13 protein-coding genes are annotated in these 17,185 nt (G+C 43.8%); 6 read left to right on the top strand and 7 right to left on the bottom strand.

Annotation, left to right across the window (positions count from 1 at the left end):
* Window positions 1-72: 72 nt before the first annotated feature.
* Complete coding sequence (locus R7Z10_RS08565) at window positions 73-1,011, bottom strand: hypothetical protein (protein ID WP_240703677.1); 939 nt, start codon at window positions 1,009-1,011, stop codon at window positions 73-75.
* 190 nt (window positions 1,012-1,201) lie between these two features.
* A complete protein-coding gene (locus R7Z10_RS08570) occupies window positions 1,202-1,756 on the bottom strand; it encodes a recombinase family protein (protein WP_031781197.1) in 555 nt (184 codons plus the stop codon).
* Window positions 1,757-2,050: 294 nt separating this feature from the next.
* On the opposite strand from R7Z10_RS08570, the gene R7Z10_RS08575 reads away from it, so the two are divergent.
* On the top strand, window positions 2,051-2,947 hold the full coding sequence (locus R7Z10_RS08575) for a hypothetical protein (RefSeq protein WP_213899672.1): 897 nt from the start codon (window positions 2,051-2,053) through the stop codon (window positions 2,945-2,947).
* A gap of 495 nt (window positions 2,948-3,442) precedes the next feature.
* Here the strand turns inward: R7Z10_RS08575 and R7Z10_RS08580 are convergent, their stop codons facing one another.
* From R7Z10_RS08580 to R7Z10_RS08590, 3 genes are all read right to left on the bottom strand, one after another.
* A complete protein-coding gene (locus R7Z10_RS08580) occupies window positions 3,443-3,571 on the bottom strand; it encodes a hypothetical protein (protein WP_005378275.1) in 129 nt (42 codons plus the stop codon).
* Window positions 3,572-3,920: 349 nt separating this feature from the next.
* Window positions 3,921-4,913, bottom strand: a complete 993-nt coding sequence (locus R7Z10_RS08585) for a cytochrome d ubiquinol oxidase subunit II (RefSeq protein WP_017820054.1) — start codon at window positions 4,911-4,913, stop codon at window positions 3,921-3,923.
* 2 nt (window positions 4,914-4,915) lie between these two features.
* The gene (locus R7Z10_RS08590; RefSeq protein WP_318104627.1) at window positions 4,916-6,247 is read right to left on the bottom strand and encodes a cytochrome ubiquinol oxidase subunit I; all 1,332 of its coding nucleotides are present in this window, start codon (window positions 6,245-6,247) and stop codon (window positions 4,916-4,918) included.
* Between the two features lie 816 nt (window positions 6,248-7,063).
* Here R7Z10_RS08590 and R7Z10_RS08595 point away from each other — a divergent pair.
* The gene (locus tag R7Z10_RS08595) at window positions 7,064-7,312 is read left to right on the top strand and encodes a hypothetical protein (RefSeq protein ID WP_005378271.1); all 249 of its coding nucleotides are present in this window, start codon (window positions 7,064-7,066) and stop codon (window positions 7,310-7,312) included.
* 5 nt (window positions 7,313-7,317) lie between these two features.
* On the opposite strand, the gene R7Z10_RS08600 is transcribed toward R7Z10_RS08595, so the two are convergent.
* Window positions 7,318-8,307: a Solitary outer membrane autotransporter beta-barrel domain gene (locus R7Z10_RS08600; RefSeq protein ID WP_054729603.1), complete on the bottom strand. Its 990-nt coding sequence runs from the start codon at window positions 8,305-8,307 to the stop codon at window positions 7,318-7,320.
* Window positions 8,308-9,081: 774 nt separating this feature from the next.
* On the opposite strand from R7Z10_RS08600, the gene R7Z10_RS08605 reads away from it, so the two are divergent.
* From R7Z10_RS08605 to R7Z10_RS08620, 4 genes are all read left to right on the top strand, one after another.
* Window positions 9,082-10,719, top strand: a complete 1,638-nt coding sequence (locus R7Z10_RS08605; RefSeq protein WP_262641014.1) for a methyl-accepting chemotaxis protein — start codon at window positions 9,082-9,084, stop codon at window positions 10,717-10,719.
* A gap of 466 nt (window positions 10,720-11,185) precedes the next feature.
* Entirely contained in the window at window positions 11,186-12,325 is a 1,140-nt protein-coding gene (locus R7Z10_RS08610; RefSeq protein ID WP_318104629.1) for an efflux RND transporter periplasmic adaptor subunit, read from the top strand.
* Between the two features lie 2 nt (window positions 12,326-12,327).
* Window positions 12,328-15,489, top strand: coding sequence for an efflux RND transporter permease subunit (locus R7Z10_RS08615; RefSeq protein WP_005378264.1), 3,162 nt, complete (start codon window positions 12,328-12,330; stop codon window positions 15,487-15,489).
* Window positions 15,490-15,676: 187 nt separating this feature from the next.
* Window positions 15,677-16,132 carry a MarR family winged helix-turn-helix transcriptional regulator gene (locus R7Z10_RS08620; RefSeq protein ID WP_017635039.1) on the top strand — a complete coding sequence of 152 codons (456 nt, stop codon included), beginning with the start codon at window positions 15,677-15,679 and terminating at the stop codon, window positions 16,130-16,132.
* A 44-nt stretch (window positions 16,133-16,176) separates the two neighbouring features.
* On the opposite strand, the gene R7Z10_RS08625 is transcribed toward R7Z10_RS08620, so the two are convergent.
* Window positions 16,177-17,133: an AEC family transporter gene (locus tag R7Z10_RS08625; protein ID WP_005388415.1), complete on the bottom strand. Its 957-nt coding sequence runs from the start codon at window positions 17,131-17,133 to the stop codon at window positions 16,177-16,179.
* Window positions 17,134-17,185 lie beyond the last annotated feature (52 nt).

Here is a 17,185-nt window from a genome sequence, read left to right on the forward strand (position 1 = left end):
CACGTGTACACTTTGGTTTGAATTAGCCCGTAGGCCTTGTGGTATAAGGCTTACGAGCTCACAATGTCATTTCTATAACTCGTAGTTTTCTGTTACGTTAGGGGCTTTATTTCCACTATTTTTATCTTGAATACTTCCTTCGATAGTCCCAGCTTTTTCCAGCCACTTACTCCGTTGAGATATCGAGATACCTAGTTGAGAGCCCCTAGTGAACTTCCTTAAGCCTTCCCTGAAGATGTCCTCTCCAAAGAACTCAACGAGGCGGCTGATGCTCTTTGAGACGTCTTTAATTTGCTTTTGCTCCCACTGTTCATCATCTTTGTCAGGCACATACTCCTTACCCTTAAAAGCATCTGAGAGTCGTCTAATCTTCGGGAAACCCTTAGAGTCCCAACAGCTTTGGGGTAGGTAATAACGTGACTCCAAGCCAAACTTGAGGTTTTCAACAAAGCTCTCTAAGTCGTTCATCTCGATGTCATTCCCTAATGCTTCTTTGCAAGCTTTTAAGCCGTTAGCGATGTGTCCAGCCTGACCACGGCTACACCCAACAAGCTCCTCTATTTGAGAGACGCTTAGGTCAAACTCTCGGTTAACAATTAGCTTGCGAAACTTAGCTTGCGTTGCTTCATCTTTAGTAACTCCAACCCCATGTGCTTGGTTGACATCTTGCGCTGCTGAGAATGCCTCAGCGTAGGTACGGTTTTCTATGATCAACGAGTTAATCATCAATTCAGCATCGGGTTTTTCTTCAAGGTACTTCAGACAAGCTCCAGTGCGGTGAAAACCATCCACTACGTAATACTTGTCATCAATCACAAAAACAGTGATAGGTTGCCTTATAGGCTGTCCATTACGAAGGTCTTCAAGAATCTCCTTACTTTGGCTCTCTTGCTTAATCTCTTGCGCTGAACGTTCTCGTTTGTCTTTTATGAGTTCAACGTCACGGGCTTGCATCGCGGGATCGAGTATGAGAGTTCGAGGGTCTAAATACGCAAATCTGCTATCTGCCATGAATTGGTTCATAGTGTGTTATGTACCTGTAGGTATATGATTAATTATTAATGTTTCTCTTTTTGGTTTGATTGGAACCCTAGGAGGGGGAGGGTTCGGAGTAATACATATCGAATACGATTGCGGCGTACCGTTACGCACACACAAAACGGGATTTATAAAACTTCATTTTTTTGGTAATTACGGTGTACTAAGTCTTTGCTAAGGCTCTTTGGACTGTGGATAAGGAGACTCCTATTTCGGAGGCAATCTTTCTCAAGGAAAAACCTTGTGAACGTAGCTCAGCGATACGCTGGTGGTTAGTTGTGTTAGTTGGTCTACCTTTATATTTCCCTGCTGCTTTAGCTTTCTCAATGCCTTCCTGACGTCTTTCCTGAATCATTGCTAACTCGAATTGAGCTACAGCTCCTAGCATGTTCAGCATGAGCTCAGACATATGATCACTTCCACCAGCATTAAAGCTTAGGTTTTCCTTGTGGAATCTCACGCTAACACCTTGGCTAGTCCAGTCGTTTATTAGTTGCTTCAAATCAACCAAATTACGAGCTAGGCGGTCGATGCTATGAACGTGGATTGTATCTCCTTCTCGAACGTAGTCTTTAAGAGCTTCTAATGCTGGTCGTTTAGTTGAGCCACCACTGCATTTATCTGTAAAGCTCTTATCAAAGGTGATACCAGAATCTGTAAGTTGACGGTCTGTATTTTGGTCTGTGGTCGAAACACGCAGATAAGCTATGTGTGCCATTAGGTGTACCCGTTTAACTCTAAGATGTTAGAAATTTTATTGTGGTCACAATGCAAATTCAACCCTATTGGGTACTGTTTGATCAAGGTTTGACCGTAGTCGTTTGGGTATACCTAACAACTACACGGTTAGCTAACCATAACTAGTTAGGCTGACAGTTTCGTTGTGCCTGAGAGTTTAACAATATGCAGTTATTGAAATTCTCTTTCTTAAAACTCTATACAGTATTAATTTCTATAAAAATTAGTGTTTTAATAAATAATGTGGATCAAATTGAGTATTAAAGGAAATATTGTGAAATTTAGTGGAAAACTAGCAGTTGCAGGAATAGTCATATCTGCTTTAGGGATAGTGATATCAACAGTTCTCAGTTTGGCAGCGTTAAGCCAGAGCAGGTCTATTGCTGTTGAATCGGGCTCTTTGAAGAAAGCAGACATTCATGTATTTCTAGGTCAAGCTGAGTTGTTACCTAACAGGCGTCAACAAATTGTATTTGGGGTCAAGAAAGATGAGGTAGAGAGTGGTTTAGTGATTGCTCCATATACTATAGGTATAGAAAACGCAGGTGATGACAAATTAGAAAATACTTATATAACCTTTCGGTACAACAAAATACTAGATAGAGAAAATCTAGAATACCTTGAATTTAAAGCTGTTGGAGCGATTGTAGATGGTGCCTTTTCGAGGAAGTTCAGTAGCGCTGGTGCAGCAGATTATGTGACATACAATATCCCAGTCATCAACCCTTCTGTAACATTAGGAATAGATGAGCCATTCATTTTGTATGAAACTGAAGTGGTTGAAAGTGTTGAGGTTGAGGGTCATGCAACAGTTACATATAGAGTGGCGTACTCGATAAATGTCAAGGTAAGTGTAAGTTCAAGTTCATCAGAACTACAAGACTATGATTTAGATATTAGCGCTATCTCATCTCAAAACCTAGATGAGCTTCAAGACAAGTATGAAGCAGAAGTACAAAGTGAAATTGACAACCTTCGCTCAGCTCTTTCCTTCATTGATTATCTGAGTGTTTTGCTCTTTGATAATGACATGAAGAGTACAGTGTTAATCTACCCACATAACCGATTGTATCGAGGAGATAGCTACTCCATCTATTATCCCGATGTAGACCAGATAGACTACAGAACTGTTTGGTATAGGCCTGCAAGATGGAGAAATCTATTTAACTAGCCATTAATAGGCGATGTAATGGAAATCCATGGTTGGATGAGTAGTAGAATATAGCCTGTATTATAAGGGGTCGAGTTACCAAGTGTGCCCCTTCAACTTGATAAGGGATGGTACAAAAAACTGGTACAAATTCTTAAAGTGGTGTATTGTTAACTTGTTGATTTTAATTGTTTTAAACTTGGTAGCTAGCAATCGAGAGTTCGAATCTCTCACTCACCGCCACATTCTAAAAGGTCTGATTTATCAGGCCTTTTTTCGTATCTACACTAAAGTAATGCGTCATTGAAAGTACACAAGAGTGCTCAAGGTGCAAGCGCCATTCTATCTACAAGCCAACTATTCACATCTCACCTCTATACAACGCCAAAATTGAAGATGCTATACAGAGGCAGCCATAATCTGATTGGTGCGGGTTAGCACATCCGCTTTAATCTAGAATTTAGCACCCATATCACATGAGGTATGAATACGGCCACAAGAATGAACGTAGTGCTACTAGATGCTAAGCAAGACAGCCATGAACACGAATACAACAGCAATCATACCAAAGAGATCTGTGTTTAGATTGAGGTCATCAGGGTTAAATTTTTCAATGCTTTGCGTCGTTTTGCATCTTATCTTCATGTTCTTGTCCTTATTTCATGTACGATTTCAACAGCAACATAACATGCAATTGAGTGTTCACAAGTCATAAAAAGCATAAGTATACTTGCACCTCATTGAGCGCAAAAAATACTCAAAGCGTTTTAAAGTGGCGGTCTACCTTTTGTAACATCAAATATTCTTTCTGTTTTTGTGCCTGTATCGCTATAGTTGAGAAACGGTTATCTCGTTCTAGTTAGGAACAAACTACTGGCTGCCGCTACATTCTCTCAGCGTTCCCACTCAGTCGCCTTGGGTAGATACTTTAGTCGTTGAGTACTGCAAAAAAACGCCGCATGAGCAGCGGCGCTTTGTTGAGGAATTCCCTTTCCTACTTGTAGCTAAGTTCTGTCGCTTTGCCTTTGAAGATCCGGTATACCACAAAGGTGTAAAGCAATATCACCGGCATAACAATCATCACACCGTAGCCCACGATTATTAACGTCGCAGGCGAGGAGGCAGCTTGTTGTGCGGTCATTAATCCCGGCACAACTTCTGGGAAGAAGCTATACGCAAGCCCGAGAAAGCTCAACGCGAAAATGACAGTGACACCAAAGAAAGGCCAGCGCACACCCAGATCATTCACCATTGGAACCTGACGCAAATAGCGATCAACTAGGAAGATGGTTGCCAATACAATTAACGGAACTGGGGCAAGCAACAAGATTTCTGGGAAGCTGAACCAACGCAAGGCAACTTGTTGATTTACAATTGGGTTTACAACGCTAACCACCAAGATTCCTAAGGCTGCTAACCAACCAGCACGGCGAGACCAACGGGCCGAGCGTATTTGCAAATCACCTTCCGTTTTTAGTACTAACCATGCGCCACCGATGTAAACGTACGCCGCCGCTACACAAAGTGCGCTTAACCAAGCAAAGCCAAATGCTTCGGTTGATTGCTCAAACCCCATGATGTAACGACCCACCATGTAGCCTTGGGTTAGCGCGGTGACTAACGAGCCAATTCTGAAGCACCAATCCCAGTGAGGTTTATGATCCGAGTTCGCTTTGGCTCGGAAGTCGAACGCCACGCCACGCATGATCAGTGCGATAAGCATAATCGCGGTCGGCATATAAAGTTCCGTCAAAATCAAGCTATGAGCAGTAGGAAAGGCAATCAGCAGAATACCGACGGCTAACACCAACCACGTTTCATTCGCATCCCAGAAAGGGCCGATAGACGCTATCATTCGGTCACGTTGCGCTTCATTATCACTCGGTAAAAGGATACCGACGCCAAGATCGTAGCCGTCGAGCACGGCATACATAAAGACCGAGAAGCCAAGCAGCAGAAGATAAATTTCTGGTAGATAGTCGAGCATGATTAGGCCTCTTGTTGTGTCAGTGGGACTTCATGGGCTGCAACGTCTTTGCGCGCCAAATAGAATAGGGTATGGATGTACGCAACCAGCAATGCAGCATAAATGGCTAAGTACATAATGAGCGAAGTCATCACGCTACTGCTCGCAACCGTGGTGACGGCTTCGGATGTTCGCAATACACCGCTGACCAACCAAGGTTGTCGACCAATCTCAGTAACATACCAACCCGCCAGTGTGGCTATCCAACCAGAGAACGTCATGGCTAATACCGTGTACAGGTAAGGTTTAGGTAGCGCTTTTTTAAGTGCTAGCTTCACCGCGCCATACCAGCTAACAAGCAACATAAGGACACCAACACCAACCATCACGCGGAAACCAAAGAACAAGGGCTTCACTGGCGGGTGGTCAGGTGCAAACTCGTTAAGTCCTTGGATTTCCCCATCTAAGTCATGCGTAAGAATCAAACTCGCCAGCTTTGGGATGCCCACTTCAAAATCATTGCTGCGAGTTTCTTCATTTGGCATCGCAAACAGAAGAAGAGGCGCGCCTTGCTCGGTCTCCCACACGCCTTCCATCGCTGCGATTTTTGCAGGTTGATGTTCAAGCGTGTTTAACCCGTGAAGGTCACCGACAAAGATTTGAATTGGGATGAATCCAGCCGCCGCGAACAGCGCGACTTTTAGGCCAAGTTTGGCTGAGCGGTGATCTGGCTTTTTCATTATTTGATAAGCTGAGATACCCGCAATCAAGAAGCTGGCAGTCAGCGCCGATGCTAATAGCGTGTGCAGAAGACGGTAAGGTAAAGAAGGATTGAAAATAACTTCCTTCCAACTGGTTACATGTACAATTCCGTCAATCACTTCATAGCCACTTGGTGTGTGCATCCAGCTGTTAAGCACTAGAATCCAAAACGCGGACATACTTGTCCCAACAGCAACCAGAACGGTGGCGAGAGTATGAACCCATTCCGGCACTCGTCCTCGTCCAAAAAGCATCACGCCAAGGAAGGTGGCTTCCATAAAGAAGGCGGTCATCACTTCGTATCCGAGCAATGGTCCTGCTACGTTACCGACTCGTTCCATAAAGCCTGGCCAGTTGGTACCAAACTGGAAACTCATCGTAATGCCGGATACCACACCTAAGGCGAAAGTAAGAGCGAATATCTTGACCCAGAAGTAATAAACATCGAGCCATACGGGGGCTTGGGTGCGGTTATATCGCCACTTGAAAAACACCAACATCCATGCCAACGCGATGGTGATGGTCGGGAAGAGAATGTGAAAGCTGATATTGGCCGCGAACTGGATCCGCGACAGCATGAGGGTATCTAACATCTTGGTTCCTCAAAAACGTGCCATACTAAAAATCGTGTCTATTTGTAATTTAGTTACGAAAAGTCGGGCAGTTTGGATTCATGTATCGAGAAATACAGGTGATTCTGTTTTCTTCTAACCATGATTTATATCAACTAAGGGAAAGAAAGGAGTGTAGGAAATTGTCTCAAAATGCCACTAATAGTCGCGAGAAGTGAGTAAAAGAAAGCAAATGTAACTGAAGGAGCATGGATTAAGATTAGTTCGAATTATCCTTATGATGGTTTCGATAATCCTGAAATAAAATTACAAAAACAATATTTTTAGTAAGGAAAATTGCCTTGCCTTCACTTTGAACCTCCATACTATTTATACACTAGTCATGTCGAGATCATCTCAAACACAGCAAACTTACTGGCAGTTAAGGTGGGAAACTTTAGCTAATTGATAAACTTAAAATTGCACTGCTAATGACATATGCATCATAAGTTCGTTAGCACTCGACCAGAAGTGCGATAGGCTACATTTTTATACTAGCGAACGATTTGGCGCTAGGTAATTCGGCTTTCACTAGATCAACAAGTCGACTGCGGACCATTTTCGATTCCTGATGAGTTTCAATCCAAACTGACACTTACTTTTCAGCAAGTGTGCTAGTGTCTTTCTTATTATTTATTAAATAATTAATAGATGCCGATATGGTAAAGAGAGTTGTGGACAGCTATCTCGAGCAGTAGACTGGCGCTAGCCAGAGAGTCTGACTTTGAGGGGGGCATTCTACATGAATTTTGGATTCTGCCACCGCAAAGCTGATATTGAATTTGATGGAGATGGATAATGAATGACAGTTGGGCTAATTTCTTTCCTTACTTTGCTGGAGCTTTTAAGCTTATTGTATTAGGGATAGGAGCCTACTTAGCCATTAAATGGCATTTTGACGAAGAGCGAAGGGTAAGAGAAGCGGAAGGTGTGGTGTTTGATAACCCAAGTCTCATGAAAAAGTTTGCGAAGACGCTAACTCTGCCATTCCTTTTGTGTCTTCTAGTTCTTCTTGTTATATATGCTACCAACTGGTTCCTGTATTGACGGCTTTATTGTTTGTTGTAGTAAAGCTGAATGCTGCCGCCTCTGAGAGTCGAGCCGTAGTTGAAGTTAACGCCTATGCCGAAATTGTCCAACCAATCAAAGGGCTTTGGTGCATAAAATAGCCATCCTATAGAAGCTTCGTAGTAATGCGGACTTCCCAGTTCATCGCTTAAATCATGCGAAAGGTCGACTCTTTTAATCCCGGTAAATAAAGCCTGCTCACCGTGATAAATATTGTAGTAACCGGTGATTTCATTAGATAGGTACCAACCTTTAGGGTTGCCTATATTGCCGTTATTTGCGCTTCCCCAGCTGTGCCCAATGAATGAATTCAATGTCGAACTGGCATGCCATTTCCCCCAACTTGTGGGAGACGTGTATTTGGCTTTAATGGATGGTTGAACTATTGCCGCCCATGCTGAAACGTTAACGGCACGGCCGTCTAGGATTCTTCCAATGATGGAGGAAAGTTTATTATCGGTAGAGAATGAGTTTTCATAACGCATAAGGTGAGTCGTCGTTCTGGTGCTAAGGGTGACGTTTTCACTTGCTTTGTATAGATACCCATAACCAATCGATGCACCGTATGTCCTTTCCTTGAGAAGATCCTTACTTGTGCCGAATAGTTTGAGATCATTCTCTGTTTGTATCGTAAATGCCTTAAACGACAGCTCATGTAAGTCCTCGCTGCCCTCTATATTAAAGTTAGTCGTGTAAGGGAGAACATATACGGATTTGCTTCTCCGTTCATTGATCGATTCATCAGTCCCGAACTCTGGGTTGGCGGTATCAAATAATGCATTCGGATCAAAGTCGCCAATACCAAACGCAATTGCGTCAGTGTCGGACAGCAAAACCGCGATAGAAAAACGTTGTTGGAGAAGGTTGCTAATTTCCTTATCTAGTGGATCCGCTTGAGCTGTGTTAGGAAGAGAGAGTAGGAGAGCGAGCGAAACGACTCGCCACTCCACTGAGGCGAAGTTGGGTTGGAACATTTTGGCTCTTTCAAATGGTTCATGCATGGAGTTTTTGGACGTACCGGTACGCTAACATTAGTTTAATCGTTGAATGGTCGGTGTAACTTTGAGAAATCTATGTTTTCTCATATTGATATGAAAAAGTTCCTTAAACGAGTTTAGCTTCAATGTGTATGCTGCACCAGATTTGTTTAGCAACATCATTCTTTTCTGAAGATGTAGCAAGACTTTGTGACTAGGTTGCATTATTTTCTTTAATGCGTCTATTGAGAGGAAAATAGCAAACTTTTTTATTGCCTTGGCGCTCAAGAAAATCTGAATCGTTCACTGTGCTACTGGTTAACTTCGAAAACTTGTAAGCATCCTGTCTGCCAACATCACGACTAATATCCTCACGGAGTAACCCTAAATACGTGAGATAAACAATGGTTTTTTTGAGCTTTAGAAGAAATGTTCGGACCTTTGCATATTCCGCGGTGGTGCTCAATCCAAGAACTGTGTTTTGTATGTGTTCTCAGTAAATCATTGAGTCGATCTATTCTTCAAAATGTGGTCCCTTTTAATTCACTTTCTGTTACATATTTTTCGTTTTGAAAGAGCATTTTAATTTGCATCTTTTGAAAAGATCTCTTTGTTAAATTTTGTATAAAATCAACTAATTGTTGAAATTAGAACCCTTGTCAAAAAGTCATTAGATTTCATGTTGAATAGCCTCTTTTACCTAATAGTATACTCTATTTGTTTGATATAATTTCCGGCAGTTTGTATACCATAAATAAAGAGAGTCTATTCATGTTCCAGAACTTAACGATCAAGCAGAAGATAGTGATTCCGCTGTCATTGATTATTGGATTGTTTATTGTGAGCTCTGTATTAAACGTTATGACAAGTTGGAAGCAATCTGAATTGAGTGAGACACTCAACGAACAGATCGTGCCGAACTTATTAACGATTGAGGATGCTTATCGCGATCTTTACCAAGCAACATCTGCAATCCAAGGTGTTGCACTTTCTGATACTCAAAACGATATTGATCATCACATCGGTGAATACAAAGACAACGCCTACAAAGCACTGCCACGTATGGAACAAATGATTGAGCTATCACAAGCCGGTGTGATGCCTTCTACACATGGTAATGAAGTTCGAACGCTTGTCTCTTTGGGTGAAAAATGGTTAGTAAGTTATGAAGCGATGCTACGTTTACCTCAATCTCAATGGCGTGGTTACTATAATGAGCACAAACATACCTTTGAAGACCAATTTATCGAGGTTAGAGCGCAGCTTAACGTTGTAAAAGATGCAATAGAAGAAAAGCAAAACCAATTGAAGGACGAAATATCAGCGGCTGCAACAAGAGCAGAACTCATTCTTGAGGCTGGCATTGTGATTGTTATTTTTGCCGCTATCGCGATGGCTTTTTTGTTGTTGCAAACGGTTGTGAAGCCTATCAATGATATTAAAAATGCGATGACAGAAATTGCGTCCGGTGAAGGTGATCTAAGTCAGCGAATCGATGTAAAAACACAAGACGAAATTGGCAATTTAGCAGACGCATTTAACCAGTTTGTGTCCAAAATTCAAATGACAGTCGCTCAGGTAATTGAAAGCTCAAATACCTTACGTAACGAAATGGCAAATCTTAGCTCGTTGACCACGACCATCGCGAACTCGACCGTTTCTCAGCAAAAAGATAGCGAGGCGGTAGCGGCGGCAGTGCATGAAATGCAAGTCACCAGCAGAAATGTAAGCGATAGCGCTAACGAAGCTGCGGTTGCGAGCCAAACAGCGAATGATGAACTTACCAATACCAATGTTATTTTGGATCAAACGGTTAGCTCAATTCGTAGCCTCGCAAGTGAAATCGAAAGCGCAAGCCACGTCATTAACACATTGGATCATGATGTGAGTAACATTGCGTCCGTACTGGATGTAATTCGTGGTATTGCCGAGCAAACAAACTTATTAGCGCTTAACGCAGCCATTGAAGCGGCTCGCGCTGGAGAGCAAGGGCGAGGCTTTGCTGTGGTAGCGGACGAGGTTCGTTCTTTAGCCAGTCGTACGCAACAGAGTACGGGAGAAATCCAAACCATGATTGAAAAGCTACAATCTGGTGCAGGACAAGCTGTAGAAGTGATGCGCGGTAGCCAAAATAGCAGTGATGAAACGATCAAGTCCGCTGGCCGAGCGAGTGAATCCCTTTCTGAAATCTTGAACGCGATTTCACGTATGAACGAGATGAATACACACATTGCAACGGCTGCGAGCCAGCAAAGTACAGTAAGTGACGAAGTAAATAGCAACGTACAAGGCATTGCAGACAGTAGCACTTCAATTGTGGAAATCGTAAACCAAGCGCAAGCTTCTTTAGCCATGTTGTCAGAGCAAACTCAACGTTTAGATCATCAGGTCAGTCAGTTCAAAGTATAAGCTTGAGAACAGCAATCTCACTGACGAAATAACCCGCTTCTTAGCGGGTTATTTTTTAGATAAGTGGCGAACCTGACTTGTGAAATTTCGACTATATTTACATTCCTTTCTCACTTTAGTTCGTATACCAGAGTGGGCAAATAACCCTAGACAGCGGTAACAAACTCTGTACAGCGTGATGATGCTTTTATCATCACTTTTGCTGCTTTTTAACCATTGCAATTGCACACAGGAAAATGTGATTTCCAACCCAAAATCTTCAAATTTGAGAACTTCATAACACCTTTACCATAAACGTTTTTCGTAAGCGTATAGAACTGTAAATTTTGTTGTATGTACAACACTGGGTATTTATCATCCTAATTAATTTGTTCTGGATATACATCCGTTAGTCATTATTAAGTCATTCTAGAAGCTTTTAATAAGGAATCTTGAAGGCTTGTCGGTAGATAAGAGAGAAAAATTCATGAGACGTAAAACCACGCTATCTCTGCTGATTGCGTCGAGCCTTTTTGTGGTTGGATGTCAACCTAGCGAAGAAGGATCGAGCCAAGGTGGTGGTCCTGCGCCCGCAACCGAAGTAGAAGTGTTAACAGTGCAGCCAACGCGCCAAGCATTGACAGTAGAGCTGCCGGGTCGTAGCCGAGCATTCAAAGAAGCAGAAGTTCGTCCGCAAGTTACTGGCATTATTTCGGAACGAAAGTTTGTTGAAGGTGGATTTGTTGAACAAGGACAGTCGCTATATCAAATTGATGATTCGTCATTTCAGGCGGATTTGCTGAGCGCTGAAGCGGAATTAATCCGTGCGCAAGCTGCGGCAGAGTCGACCTATGCCACGGTGAAGCGTTACAGAACCTTGATCACCAAAAAATCCATCAGCCAACAAGACTTGGATGAAGCAGAAGCGGCATACAAAGAAGCGAAAGCGCAGGTCCTAGTCGCAAAAGCCAAGATCAACACAGCAAAAATCAACTTAGATTATACGCAAGTCAAAGCTCCGATTAGCGGGGTGATCGGTAAATCGAGTGTGACAGCGGGTGCGTTGGTTACGGCTAACCAAGCTGCCAAATTAGCGACCATTCAGCAGCTTGACCCTATCAATGTTGATATTGTGCAATCATCCGCGCAACTGCTGCGTTTGAAAGCATCACTCTCCCAAGGCCATATGCAAGAAGATGACTCTGCGCAAGTTACATTGATGCTTGAAGATGGCAGCACTTACGAACACAAAGGCACAATGAAATTTACTGAGGTCAATGTGAACGAAAGTACGGGCAGCGTGACGCTTCGTGCCGAATTCCCAAACCCTGACGGTTTGTTGCTACCTGGAATGTTTGTTCGTGCGACGGTCATTACTGGTGTCGACCCTGATGCGATTCTAATACCACAAAATACGGTATCTCGTGATGCGACAGGTAAAGCGACAGTGATGACGGTTAATGGCGAGAACAAAGTGGAAGCGAAACCAGTGAAGACTGCCGAAGCGATCAATAGCCAATGGCGCATTATTGATGGTTTGAACGCGGGTGATAAAGTCATTACCGCCGGTTTACAAAAGGTAGGGCCAGGTAGTTCGGTAACTATCCAAAACGGTGAACAGGAGTAATCATGGCACGATTTTTTATCGATCGTCCGGTATTTGCTTGGGTTCTCGCGATTCTAACGATGTTGGCGGGGGTAATGTCATTATTCAATTTACCCGTCTCGCAATACCCAACGATTTCACCGACGACGATCACCATCAGTGCTCGCTATCCAGGTGCATCTGCAAAAACCGTTGAAGACTCGGTAACGCAGGTTATCGAGCAAAACATGACAGGATTAGATTACCTTCGCTACCTATCATCGAGCAGTGATGCATTTGGTAATGCGACAATTACCCTGACGTTTGATAGCGAAGCTGACCCTGATATCGCGCAAGTACAGGTGCAGAACAAACTGCAATTGGCATTGACTTCATTACCGATGGAGGTACAAAACCAAGGTATTGTCGTAAATAAATCCAATACGGCATTTCTCATGGTTGTCGCAGTTTATTCTGAAGATCCAGACTTTACAGAAAACGATATCGGCGACTTTGTTGTAACGAATATTCAAGACCCGATAAGTCGTGTAACTGGCGTAGGACAAGTGCAGGCGTTTGGTGCGCAGTATGCGATGCGAGTTTGGCTGGATCCTTTTAAGCTTACGCAGTTCAACTTGACCGCGATCGACGTAGCAAATGCAATCAGTGAACAGAACGCGCAAGTTTCTTCAGGTCAACTTGGTGCGGCACCTGCGCAGGAGGGTCAGTTGTTGAATGCTACGATTTCTTCTGCAAGTCGTTTGAGCAGTGTAGAAGAGTTCCAAGACATTATTCTTAAGTCTGACGCTAGTGGTTCGAATGTTTATTTGAAAGATGTAGCTCGCGTTGAACGTGGTGCAGAAAGTTATGATATTCGAGGTCAATATAATGGCTTCCCAGCATCGGGGTTAGGTATTTCATTAGGGACTGGCGCAAACGCGCTTGAGACAGCCAATGCGGTAAAAGAGCGCTTAGAACAACTGAGTGCAACGTTCCCAGAAGGGTTGCAGATTGCTTACCCATTTGAAACAACGCCATTCGTCAAAGCCTCGATTCAAGAAGTGGTTAAAACGCTATTAGAAGCCATTCTTCTTGTGTTCTTAATCATGTACCTGTTCTTGCAGAACTTCCGTGCGACGATCATTCCAACGATCGCAGTGCCTGTCGTATTGCTCGGAACCTTCGCTATTTTGTACGCGACTGGATTTAGCGTAAACACGTTAACCATGTTCGCGATGGTTCTGGCTATCGGTTTGCTGGTGGATGATGCCATCGTTGTGGTGGAAAACGTCGAGCGTGTGATGCATGAAGATGGTTTAGAGCCCAAAGAAGCGACCAAAAAATCGATGGGGCAGATCACTGGTGCCCTGATTGGTGTGGGGTTGACGCTTTCAGCGGTATTCGTCCCTATGGCGTTTATGTCTGGTTCTACCGGGGTTATTTACCGTCAGTTCTCGATAACTATTGTGGCGGCTATGACGCTTTCCGTTTTGGTTGCGATAATTCTGACTCCAGCATTGTGTGCTACGTTGCTGAAAAAAGGCGATGCTGAGCTTCTAGAGAAGAAAGGCTTCTTTGGCTGGTTTAACCGCAAGTTTGATGCGATGACAGCAGGCTATGAAACCGGCGTAGCCAAACTTCTAAAACGCACAGGTCGCATGTTGGTTGTATTTTTGGCAATGAGTGCAGGTGCTGGCTGGTTGTTTATGAACCTTCCAACATCATTTTTGCCAGATGAAGACCAAGGCACAGTATTCTCAATGGCTATTTTGCCGCCTAACTCAACACAAGAACAGACGGAAAAAACGCTTGAGAAAATGCGTGACTTTTATCTAGTAGACGAAAAAGACAATGTAAAATCCGTCTTCTCCGTTGCTGGATTTAGTTTCGCAGGTCAAGGCCAAAACATGGGGATGGCATTTATCGGCCTGAAAGATTGGTCTGAGCGTGAAGCGCCAGGCGCCGATGCCGCTTCCATTACTGGTCGAGCGATGGGGTACTTCTCTACCATTAAAGAAGCTTTGGTGTTTGCGTTCGCCCCTCCAGCGATTCAAGAGCTAGGTAACTCGACAGGTTTCGATTTCTATCTCCAAGACTCGTTGAATAAAGGGCACGATGCATTAGTTGCGGCTCAAGGGCAACTTCTGGGCATGGCAGCACAAAACCCGAAACTTGTTGGTGTTCGTCCAAACGGTCAGGCAGATGCGCCAATGTACAAAGTGAACATTGACCACGTCAAACTTCGTGCTTTGGATGTCAGTATCAATGACGTAAACCAAATCCTGTCAGCTGCATGGGGCGGGGCTTACATTAACGATTATATTGACCGCGGTCGTGTGAAGAAAGTGATGGTGCAAAGTGATGCGGAATACCGCATGCAGCCAAAAGACTTCGATTCATGGTACGTACGCAACGCTAAAGGAGAGATGGTGCCTTTCTCTGCTTTTGCGAGTGGCGAGTGGACCTATGGTTCTCCTCTTTTGCAGCGCTTTGATGGTTTGCCAGCAATGAATATTCAAGGCGGTGCAGCTCCTGGTGTAAGTACTGGTGAAGCCATGGAAGAAATTGAAGCAATGGTAGAAAAGCTACCGGAAGGCTTCACGGTGAACTGGAATGGTATTTCGTATGAAGAGCGCCTTTCCGGAAACCAAGCGCCGATGCTATATGCGCTATCTATCCTCGTCGTATTCTTAGTTCTTGCCGCTTTGTATGAAAGTTGGTCAGTACCTTTCGCCGTGGTGTTAGTTGTTCCTCTTGGTGTGCTTGGTGCTGTGCTTGCGGTAATGACGCGCAGTATGGATAACGATGTGTTCTTCCAGGTGAGCTTATTAACGACGGTCGGCTTGGCAACCAAAAACGCCATTCTGATTGTTGAGTTTGCAAAGGACTACTATGAGAAAGGCGCTGGGCTTATCGAAGCAACCTTACATGCTGTTCGCGTTCGTCTGCGCCCAATTATCATGACATCGCTTGCTTTTGGTTTGGGTGTGGTACCACTTGCTATCAGTTCAGGTGTGGGATCGGCAGGTCAAAACGCAGTGGGTACCGGCGTACTTGGTGGCATGATCAGTGCCACGATATTGGGTATATTCTTCGTCCCAATCTTCTTTGTAGTGGTTGAGCGATTGTTTGATCGACGTGCGAGAAAAGAGTCGGAGGCAGAGTTGTCTGAGACCAGCACTAAACCCACTCAGCAAAGCGAGTAGGACTTGGTTGTGTTAACTGAGTTATACTAGTGATAATAAACACAATAAAAGGGCGCTTCGGCGCTCTTTATTTTATGTTTTCACTTGGTGGTTACCGTCTATGACGCGAGCCTGAAAGACGGCGTGTTGTGTGCAGTATCAGCACAGCCTTTTCGACCGAATGAAAGCCTAAAGAAGAAAAACGACGATGAAAGATCAGAAAATTTCTCCAATTTCCGTTTTGGATCAAAGCCCTATGTTTGTCTGCGGTGTGATGCAGCGCATGTACCGCAATCGTGCCCAAGCCGAGCTCTCTCGGCAAAATTTGATGACACTAGAAATGGCAAGTGCACTGGCCGCTTTAGAAGAATTTCAACCTATGAGCCAGCAAGCGTTGGCTGATGCGGTTCGAACTGAGCGAAGTGTAGCAAAACGGATGGTGGACAATCTGGAAAAGAGAGGGTTTGTTCAAGTTTCTAAAAGTAAATCGAATCAGCGCCTTAAAATGCTAAGCATGACAAAAGAGGGAGCAAATGCTTTAAAGCAAGTTCATCAAATCATGACGAATTTACAGAAAGAGTTTTTTTCTTGTTTGTCGGAATCTGAAGCGAGTGAATTTTTTCGTCTGGTAAGAAAGCTCACTTTTGCGAATCACGACCAGTAACTGACATCAATGCCGTTTAGCGTCTTTATTTTATCGCGGACCAATTATATTAAGTTGTAGAACTTAAGAAATAGGATGCCCAACGTACAGGTCACGGTAGAAAGCACCGTAGTGAGTGCGATGATATTTGCAGCTAACGTGGCATTGCCTCCCATGGAACGCGCCATGACATAGCTGGCAGCAGCGACTGGAGAGGCGTTCATAAAGAAAAGAATACCTAGCTCAATTCCTCGAAATCCTACTAAGTAAGCTCCCATGGTGATGATGACTGGCGCTACGATGAGCTTGTAACTGCTCGCAAACCAAGATGGACCTTTCTCTTTTCTCATCAAGCTAAAGTCAAGTGAGCCACCCGTACACAACAGCGCCAAAGGCAATGTCATTTTGGACAAGTAGTCTCCTGCGTCAATAACCACATTCGGTACTGGAATAGCGAGTAAATAAAAAGCCATTCCTAGAACAATGGAGATTATGAGCGGATTCCTAGTCAGTGTTCGGCCCATCATCTTTGCTGCTTGCGAGGCAGACGTTGCCCCCTTGGGCGATAAGCAAATTACCGCTTGGACGTTATAAATAAATGTGGTGACCGCGACATAGAGCGCTGCTAGCGCCACACCTTGAGAACCATACGCATTGGCAACGTAAGCGATACCAATAATACCTGTATTTGCTCGGAACCCACCTTGGATGAGAACGCCTTGGTCAGGCGATGCTTTGAACAGAAGTTTGACGGAAAGGTAGGTGAAAATGAAAAACGAAATACTAGCGATGACGCCGAAATTGACGAATCCACTTGCCGCGGAAAAGTCGTGTTCTGAAGCCACAATGCTGACAAATAACATCGCAGGCAAGGTAACTTGAAACACCAGTTTAGAGCCTACTTCGATAAAATTATCGTTGATTAGACCAAAGCGCTTAAAAAGAACGCCAAGTACCAACATCAAACAGATAGGTCCGGTTATCGACAAAGAGAATTGCAACTGATGTAAAACAGCTTCCATGTAAGTATCCGCAGCAAAAGAAAAAAGTGTTCCTGTTGCCTATTAAGCCACA

This window comes from Vibrio sp. Vb1018, assembly GCF_033338775.1.
GTDB lineage: Bacteria > Pseudomonadota > Gammaproteobacteria > Enterobacterales > Vibrionaceae > Vibrio > Vibrio alginolyticus.